The organism is Streptomonospora alba, from assembly GCF_000826685.1.
Classification (GTDB): Bacteria; Actinomycetota; Actinomycetes; order Streptosporangiales; family Streptosporangiaceae; genus Streptomonospora; species Streptomonospora alba.
The window spans coordinates 63,049-72,424 of sequence record NZ_JROO01000019.1 but is presented as its reverse complement, the minus strand read 5'-3'; the positions used below and the strand labels follow the sequence as shown (position 1 = coordinate 72,424).

Genomic DNA, 9,376 nt, shown 5'->3' with positions numbered 1-9,376 from the left:
GCCCGTTCGGCGCGGTCAGACCGTTGCTTGCGCCGTCCTGGTTGACCGCGGAACCCCGCACCAGGCCCAGCACCCGGTGGCCCAGCCGACGCGCCCGCGAGAGCGGCTCCAGCAGGACCAGACCGACGCCTTCAGCCCATCCCGCCCCGTCGGCGTTCGCCGAGAACGCCTTGCACCGGCCGTCCGGCGCCATCGCGCGCTGCCTGCTCCATTCCACGAAGGTGTCCATCGAGGACATCACGACCACGCCGCCGGCGAGCGCCATCGTGCACTCGCCGCGCCGCAGCGCCTGAACCGCCAGGTGCAGCGCCACCAGCGACGACGAGCACGCCGTGTCCACCGTCATCGCCGGGCCCTCCAGCCCGAAGGTGTAGGACACCCGGCCGGAGGCCACACTGCCCGCACTGCCCAGGGCCAGATGGCCTTCGTGCTCGCTGGGGTGACCGATCCGAGTCCCGTAGTCGTTGTAGCTCGCGCCCACGTAGACGCCGGTCCTGGTGCCCTTGAGGGTGCGCGGATCCAGGCCCGCCCGCTCGAACGCCTCCCAGGAGGCCTCCAGCAGCAGCCGCTGCTGCGGATCGGTCGTCAGGGCCTCGCGCGGGGAGAGCCCGAAGAACCCGGCATCGAAGTCGGCGGCGTCGTGCAGGAAGCCCCCGCCCCGGACGTAGTAGGTACCCGGAGTGTCGGGGTCGGGGTCGTAGAGGCCGTCCAGGTCCCAGCCGCGGTCTTCGGGAAACGGGCCGACAGCGTCCCCGCCCGCATCGAGCAGCCGCCACAGGTCCTCGGGCGTGCTCACACCGCCGGGCATCCGGCAGCTCATCGCCACGATGGCGATCGGGTCTTCCTCCGGTTCCACCGCCGACGCCGGGGGCGCCGGTGCCGACTCCTCCTCCGCGGAGCTGCTGTCTCCGGGCAGTACCTCGGAGATGTGCCCGACCAGCTCTTCGATGGTCGGGTAGTCGAAGACGAGCGTCACCGCGAGGCTTACGCCCGTGGCCGCCGCCAGCCGGTTGCGCAGATCGACCGCTGTCAGGGAGTCGAACCCGAGTTCGCGGAACGCCCGGTCCGCAGCGAGCGTCTCGGCGCCGTGGCCTAGCGACGCCGCGACCTCGGCGGTGACGAGCTCGGTCAGCGCCTGCCGGCGCTCCACTCCGCGCAGTTGCGCCCACTTCCCGCCGGAGGGCTCCGGACGGTCCTGCTGCGCGGGGGTCCGCCACTCCCTGATCGCCGGGATCTCTGCGACGACCGGGCTGCCGGCTGTCAGCGGCGAGGACGAGGCCAGCAGTGCCCAGTCCACGTCGGCGACCGCCACACTGGTATCGCGGCTGCCGACGGCCCGGCCCATCGCGGCGACGGCCTGCTCGGGGGGCATGGCCGGCATGCCGGTACGGCGCAGCCGCGCGGCCGTCTCCTCGTCCACCAGGCCGCCGCCGTCCCAGGCCCCCCACGCGATCGAGGTCGCCGGCATGCCGGCGTCCCGCCGATGGCGGGCGAGCGCATCGAGATAGGCGTTCGCCGCCGCGTACCCGCCCTGGCCGGGACCGCCCAGCGTGCCGGCGAAGGAGGAGAAGAGGACGAACGCCGAGAGGTCCCGGTCCAGGGTGAGCTCGTGCAGGTTCCGCGCCGCGGCGACCTTGGGGCGGAACACCGCGTCGCACCGCTCGCCGGTGAGGGTGTCGAGCAGGCCGTCCTCGAGGACCCCGGCCGCGTGCACGACGGCGTCGAGGTCCGCCAGGCCCTCCAGCACCTCGGAGAGGGACTCGCGGTCGGCGGCGTCGCAGGCGACGACCGTCGCTTCGGCGCCGAGTCCGACCAGCTCGCTGCGCAGCTCCTCGGCTCCGGGCGCCGCCATGCCCCGGCGCCCCGCGAGGACGATGTGCCCGGCGCCGTTGCGGGCGAGCCACCGGGCCACATGGCCGCCGAGCGCTCCGGTGCCGCCGGTGACGAGGACCGTTCCCCCGGGCCTCCACTCCGCGGTCGCGTCGGGGGCCGGCGTGAGCCTTCGCACGAACGTGCCGGATCCGCGGACCGCGACCTCGGGCTCACCGCTCTCGCCGGTGAGCACCGCCGCCAGGCGGCGCCCCGCGGCGGTGTCCATGCGCTCGGGGAGGTCCACCAGGCCCGCCCAGAACTGCGGATGCTCGATCGCCGCGATCCTGCCCATACCCCAGGTAGCGGCCTGGTCCGGCGAGGTCAGCGAATCGCCGGGGTGCACGGCCACCGCACCGCGCGTGGCCGCCCACAGGGGCACCTGGCCGCCGGTGTCGCCCAAGGCCTGCAGCAGCGCCGTGTTCAGGGTCATCCCCGCGCTGCGCCCGGACGGCGACACCGGCTCCTGGGCGAGGGCCAGCAGGGACAGCACGCCCGCGGGCGCCTCCCGTGTGCGCAGGCGCTCCGCGATCGAGGCGCGGTCGTCCACGGCCGCGTCCAATTCGATGGGGACGGCCCGCCCTCCATGCGCGTTGACGGCGTCGAGGACCTCGGCCACGGCGGGCGAGCCGCCCCATCCCGCGGGGACGGCGACGATCCAGTCGCCCTGGAGCTCGGGGGCCGACGCCTCGTCCAGCACTCGCCAGGCGACCTGGTAGCGCCACTGGCCGGCTCCAGACAGCGCCGCGGTCCCCGGCGGCGGAGCGTCCATCCAGTAGCGGCGCCGCTGGAAGGGATAGGTGGGCAGGTCGACGGTGCGGCCTCCCGGCAGCAGCCGTTCCCAGTCCACCGCGACCCCGCTGACGTGCAGCTCGCACGCCGAGCGCAGGAACCGGTCGAGCCCGCCGTCGTCGCGGCGCAGAGTGCCGCCCACCACGGCCGAGTCGATGCGCTCGGCGTCGGACAGCGTCTCGGCCACCGCGGGCGTCAGCACCGGGTGCGGGCTGATCTCGAGGAACACGTCGTGCCCGGCCTCGGCGAGCAGGCGGGTGACGCTCTCCAGCTCCACCGTCCGGCGCAGATTGCGGTACCAGTACTCCGCCCCCGCCTGCGACATCTCCATCAGGCCGCCGGTGACGGTGGAGTAGAAGGGGACCTCTCCGTCGCGGTGGACGATCGGCCCCAGCGCTTCGAGCAGCTCGTCGCGGAGCAGCTCGACATCGGCCGAGTGCGAGGCGTAGTCGACCGGGATCCGCCGGGTCCGGGTGCCGGAGTCCTCCAGCTCGCGGGCGAGGAGATCCAGATCCGCCCCTGCTCCGGAGACCACCGTGGACTCGGCGCCGTTGGCGGCCGCGAGCGAGAGCCCGGGGCGCTCGCGCAGCAGCGCGCGAACCCGCTCCGGGGCCAGCGCAACCGACAGCATCCCGCCTCCGCCGGCGATGCGGGTCAGCGACCTGCTGCGCAAGGCGACCACGCGCGCGGCGTCGTCGAGGGAGAGGATCCCCCCTACGCACGCCGCGGCGATCTCGCCCTGGCTGTGCCCGATGACGGCGTCCGGCTCGACGCCCGCGGCGCGCCACATGCCGGCCAGCGACACCATGACCGCGAACAGGACGGGTTGGACCTGGTCGACGCGCTCCATCCACCCGGCGTCGTCGTCGGCCAGCAGCTCCAGCAGGGACCAGCCGGTGAAGGGAGTGAGGGCGCGGTCGCACTCGGCCATCCGGTCGGCGAAATCCGCGGAGTCCTCGAGCAGCCGCCGGGCCATACCCGCCCATTGGGCGCCCTGGCCGGGGAACATGAACACGATCCGCCGGTCGCGGCCGCGGCGCGCGGTTCCGCGGACGACCTCGCCGTCCGAGCGACCCTCGGCGATCGCGTCGAGACCGCCCCGCAGGTCCTCCAGCCCGCCGCCGACCACCGCGGCACGGTGCTCGAAGGCCGTCCGCGCCGTCGCGAGGGAGTAGGCGATGTCCAGCGGTTCGGGGACGTCATGGGCCGAGATCCGCTCCCGCAGCCCCGCGGCCTGCCGGCGCAGGGCCTCCTCGGTGCGGGCGGACAGCAGCCAGGGCACGGCCGCGGGGATCTGTCGCGGCTCCTCGGCCGCCGGTTCTTCGGCGGGAGGCGTTTCGCTCAGGATGACGTGGGCGTTGGTGCCGCTGACGCCGAAGGAGGAGATCCCTGCGGTGCGCGGCCCGTCCGCGCCCGGCCACGGCCGCGCCTCACGCAGGGGGGCCACAGCGCCCGACCACCAGTCCACGTGCGGGGACGGCTCGTCGACGTGCAGCGTCCTGGGGTAGCGGCCGTGCCGCACGGCCTCGACCGTCTTGATGATGCTCAGCACGCCCGCCGCCGCCTGGGCGTGTCCGATGTTCGACTTCAGCGAACCGATCCACAGCGGATTCTCGGGCGAGCGCTCCCGGCCGTATGTCGCCAGCAGCGCCTCGGCCTCGATGGGGTCGCCGAGGGACGTCCCGGTGCCGTGCGCCTCGACCGTGTCCACGTCGCCGGGCTCGAGGCGGGCGTTGTCCAGCGCCTGGCGGATGACCTGCTGCTGGGCCGTGCCGTTGGGAGCCGCCATGCCGTTGCTCGCGCCGTCCTGGTTGATCGCGCTTCCCGCCACGACCGCCAGGACCGGGTGGCCGTTGCGGCGGGCGTCGGAGAGGCGCTCAAGCAGGAGGGTTCCGGCGCCTTCGCCGAGCCCCATTCCGTCGGCCCGGGCGGAGAACGCCTTGCACCTGCCGTCGGAGGCCAGCGCCCGGTGGCGGCTGAAACCGACCAGCGAGATGGGCGCGGACATCACGGCGGCGCCGCCGACGACGGCGAGCGAGCACTCCCGCCGGCGCAGGGACTGCATCGCGAGGTGAAGCGCGACGAACGACGACGAGCATCCGGTGTCCAGGGTGATCGCCGGCCCTTCCAGGCCCAGCGTGTAGGCGATGCGTCCGGAGATCACGCTGGTGGACATCCCGGTCACCAGGTGACCCTGCAGGCCCTCGGGCGGGTTGCGCCACCCCTCCCCGTATCCCTGCCACGCAGCACCGAGGAAGACGCCGGTCGCGGTGGCCTTGAGGGCCTGCGGAAGGAGGCCGGCGCGTTCGAAGAGCTCCCACGAGGTCTCCAGCAGCAGCCTCTGCTGGGGGTCCATGGCCTCGGCCTCGCGCGGGGCGATCCCGAAGAAGTCGGGGTCGAACCGGGCGGCGTCGTCGAGGAAACCGCCTTCGGACACGTAGAAGGTGCCCTGGTTGTCGGGGTCGGGGTCGTAGAGGCGGTCCAGGTCCCAGCCCCGGTCCGTGGGCAGAGGGCCGACGGCGTCGCGCTCCTCGGCCACCAGCTTCCACAGCTCCTCCGGAGAGGACACGCCCCCCGGGCAGCGACAGCTCATGGAGACGATCGCGACCGGTTCGTGCTCGGCCTGCTTGAGCCGTTCGTTCTCCCGTACGGAGGCGCGAAGCGCCTCGACGAGCTGATCGTTACCCTCGCTCATGCTTCCCCTTGCTCTGTCTCGCTCCGCAGCGCCATTCGGACCAGCGCGTCGGTGTCCATGTCGGCGATCTCGTCCGGTTCCGCCTGCGGCACCGGTGCCCGGTGCCCGCCGCCGCGCTCGTCGCGGTGATCGGCTCCGGCCTCGTCCGGAATCAGCAGCCCGCCGATGTGCGCCGCCAGGGCAGCCGCGTCGGGATGGTCGAAGACGACGGTGACCGGCAACCGCAGACCGGTGGCGGCACCGAGCCGGTTCCGCAGGTCGACCGCTGTCAGCGAGTCGAAACCGAGCTCGCGCAGGGCCCGGTCCGGGTCCACGTCCTCGGGTCCCGGATACTGCAGGACCGCGGCGATCTGGGACCGCACCAGGTCGCCGAGAGTGCGGGTCCGGTCCACTGGGCGCATCGCCGCCAGGCGCTCAGCGAGGGAGTCCTCGGCGCCCTCGCCGCTCTGCTCCCTGTCGCGACGCAGAGCGGCCTGTGCCGCGGGCACCGTCTCCAGCAGAGGGCTCGGCCGTGCCATCGTGAACACGGGCGCGAAGCGCTCCCAGTCCACATCGGCGAGGACCTCCACCGTGCCGTCGCCGTCGAGCAAGCGGTGGAAGCCTTCGAGCGCGGTCTGCGGATCCATGAACGGGATGCCGCGGCTGCGCAGCTGGTCCTCGGCCAGGTCGGCCGCCATGCCGGCGCCGTCGCGGGGCGCCCAGATCCCCCACACGACCGATCGGGCCGGCAGGCCGCGCCCCCTGCGCCGGTCGGCGAGCCCGTCCAGGTAGGCGTTGGCCGAGGCGTAGGCGCCGTGGTCGCCGCTGCCCCACGCCGCAGAGATCGACGAGAACAGCACGAACTCGTCGAGCTCGTCCGGCTCGCTGAAAAGCTCGTCCAGCGCATCGGCGCCGGCGACCTTGGCGTAGGCGGTCTCGGAGTACTCTTGCAGATCGGTGTCGGCTAGGCCGCGGAGCACACCGGCGCCGGCCATGTGCATCACCGTGCGGACGGGATGCCCCGACTCCGCGGCCCGCTTCTTGATCGCAGCGAGCCCCGCCGGGTCGCCGGCGTCGCAGGCGGCGAGCTCGACATCCGCGCCGATCGCGCGGAGTTCGGCGGCGAGCTCCTCGGCTCCGGGCGAGTCCGCACCGCGCCGCGAGGTGAGCACCAGGCGGGGCGCGCCCAGCCGGGCCAGCCACCGCGCGACCTGGGCTCCGATCCCGCCCATGCCGCCGGTCAGCAGAGCCGTACCACGCGGCCGCCAGTGCGGCGGGTCCTTCCGGGCGGGCTCGGTGGGCCGCAGCCGTCTGCCGTAAGCGGCCGCGGTCCGGATCGCGACCTGGTCCTCGGCCCCGTCGAGCAGCGCGCCGACCAGTCGGCGGCCGTGTGCCTCGGCCTCCGGTCCGGTCGGCAGGTCGAGGAGGCCGCCCCAACGCTCGGGCAGCTCCAGCGCCGCCACCCGGCCCAGGCCCCACACCGCGGCCTGATCGGCGTGGCGGACGTGTTCGGAGTCGCCGACGGCCACCGCGCCGCACGTCGCGACCCACAGCCGGGCGTCGATATCGGCGTCGGCGAAGGCCTGGATGCAGGTGAACACGGAGGCGAGCGCACGCGGCAGCCCGGGGTGGCCGGGCTGCTCGCCGCCGTCCAGGGCGAGCAGCGAGACGATCCCCGCTACGCCCGCTCCCGCCGCGTCGCGGAACCGGGCGCTCAGCGCCTCACGCTCCACCGCCGCGTCGTCCAAGACCTCCGTGTCGACCCGGGCTCCGTGCCGCCGCAGCTGCTCGGCGATCCGATCCCGCTGTTCGTGTCCCTGCGGACGTTCGCGGTCGAGCAGCAGCCACCGTCCGCCCAGCCGGGGATCGACGGCTTCCTGCAGCGGGGTCCAGTCCTCGTGGTAGCGCCAGGCGTCGGCGGCCGTACGGCTGCGGTGGCGTTCGCGCCAACGGACGAGTGCGGGCACGGCCGCGCTGAAGGACTCGTCGGGATCGACGCCGAGGGTCTCGGCGAGCGTGTGCGGATCGGCCGCGCTCACCGCCTCCCAGAACTCGTCGTCGCCGCCCGCGTCCGCGCCCCGCGGGAGCGCGGACCGGTCGGAGTCGTCGGAGTCGTCGGACTCCATCCAGTAGCGCTGCCCCTGGAAAGAGTAGGTCGGCAGGTCGGTGACGGCACCGCCGAGATCGGCGAGGACCGCTTCCCAGTCCACCCGGACTCCGTGCGTGTACAGGTGCGCGGCCGACTCCAGGAACCGGCGCAGGCCGCCCTCGTCGCGGCGCAGGGTGCCGCAGGCGACGGTGCGCCCGGCGCCGATCCCGTCCAGGGTCTCCTCGATCGCGGGAAGCACGACGGGGTGCGGGCTGACCTCGAGGAAGGCCGTGCGGCCGTCCCTCTCAAGGGCGCGCACGGAGGCGTCCAGCTGTACAGTGCCGCGAAGGTTGCGGTACCAGTACTCGGCGTCCATCTCCCGGGTGTCGGCGATCTCGCCGGTGACCGTCGAGTAGAGCGGCACCGCCGCCTGGCGCGGAGCGATGCCGCCGAGGTCGGACACGATCCCGTCGCGGATCCGCTCCACGTGGCGGGAGTGCGACGCGTAGTCGACGGGGATGCGCCGCGTGCGCACGTCGCCGCCGTCCAACTCCGCGGCCAGTCCTTCGAGGCCGTCCTCGTCACCGGAGACCACGACCGAACGGGCGCCGTTCACCGCCGCCAGCGACAGGCCCGGCCACTGCGCCAGCAGCTCGGCCATGCGGTCCTGCGGCAGTGCCACCGAAAGCATGCCTCCGCCGCCGGCGATCTCCCGGATGCGCCTGCTGCGCCGCGCCACCACGCGCGCCGCGTCCTCCAGCGACAGCGCTCCGGCGACGTGGGCCGCCGCGATCTCCCCCTGGGAGTGGCCGACCACGGCCGCCGGCTCGACACCGCAGGCCCGCCACGTCCGGGCCAGGGCCACCATGACGGCGAACAGGGCGGGCTGGACCACGTCGACCCGGTCCGTGTCCAGCTCCGAGGGCCGGTCGCCCCCGCTGCGCAGAACATCCGGGACCGGCCAGTCGACCAGAGGCTCGAACGCCTCCGCGCAATCGTCGAGCGCGGCCGCGAAGACCGGCGAGCTCTCCGCCAGGCTCCGTGCCATGCCGGGCCACTGCGCTCCCTGGCCGGGGAAGACGAACACGGGCCGCCCCGGGTCCCCTAGCACGCGCCCGCAGACGAGGCCCTGCCCCTGGGAGCCGGTCGCCAGCTCTTCGAGGCCGGCGAGGAGCTCGTCGCGGTCGGCGCCGGTGACAGCGGCGCGGTGCTCGAAGGAGGTCGTCCGCGTGCGCATCAGCGACCACGCGATGTCGGCGGGGCGGGTGTCCTGCGCCCGTACCGCGTGATCGGCCAGCCGGCGGGCCTGGCCGCGCAAGGCGGCTTCGCTGCGGGCCGACAGCAGCCACGTGACCGGGGCCTCCGCGCCGAGGACGCCGGCGCCGCCGCTCCGCACGCCGGCGGAAGCCGGGGCCGGCTCCTCGGACGGCGGTGCCTCCTCCAGAACCACGTGGGCGTTGGTGCCGCTCGCGCCGAACGCGGAGACCCCCGCCCGGCGGGGGTGCCCGTTGTGCTCCCACGGCAGGTTCTCCGTCAGCAGTGCCACGCTTCCCGCCGACCAGTCGATTGCGGAGGAAGGAGGGTCGGCGTACAGGGTCCGCGGCAGGACGCGGTTCTGCAGTGCCATCACCGTCTTGATGACACCGCCGATTCCGGCCGCCGATGCGGCGTGGCCGAGATTGGACTTGAGCGACCCCAGCCGCAGCGGCTGCCGGTCTTCGCGCCCGTGCCCGTAGGTGGCGATCAGGGCGTGGGCTTCCACGGGGTCGCCCAGCGGCGTCCCCGTTCCGTGCGCCTCGACCAGGTCCACCTCCTCGGGGGCGACCCTGGCGTTGCTCAGCGCCTGCTTGATCACCTGGCGCTGGGCGCGGCCGTTGGGCGCGGTCAGCCCGTTGCTCGCCCCGTCCTGGTTGACGGCGCTCCCCCGCAGCACGGCCAGCACGGGGTGGCCG

At 74.2% G+C, this 9,376-nt stretch carries 2 protein-coding genes (1 of these 2 cut by a window edge); both read right to left on the bottom strand.

What is annotated here, in order from left to right; genetic code table 11:
• A partial coding sequence (locus LP52_RS11215; RefSeq protein ID WP_040273080.1) for a type I polyketide synthase occupies nucleotides 1–5,356 on the bottom strand: 5,356 nt, incomplete at its 3' end.
• Nucleotides 5,353–9,376, bottom strand: partial view of a type I polyketide synthase gene (locus tag LP52_RS11210; protein ID WP_040273078.1) — the 3' portion only. It continues 863 nt past the right edge of the window; 4,024 of the gene's 4,887 nt are visible here — the last part of the coding sequence; its start codon lies beyond the right edge, outside the window — the gene reads right to left on this strand; it ends in the stop codon at nucleotides 5,353–5,355. The genes LP52_RS11210 and LP52_RS11215, both read right to left, overlap by 4 nt.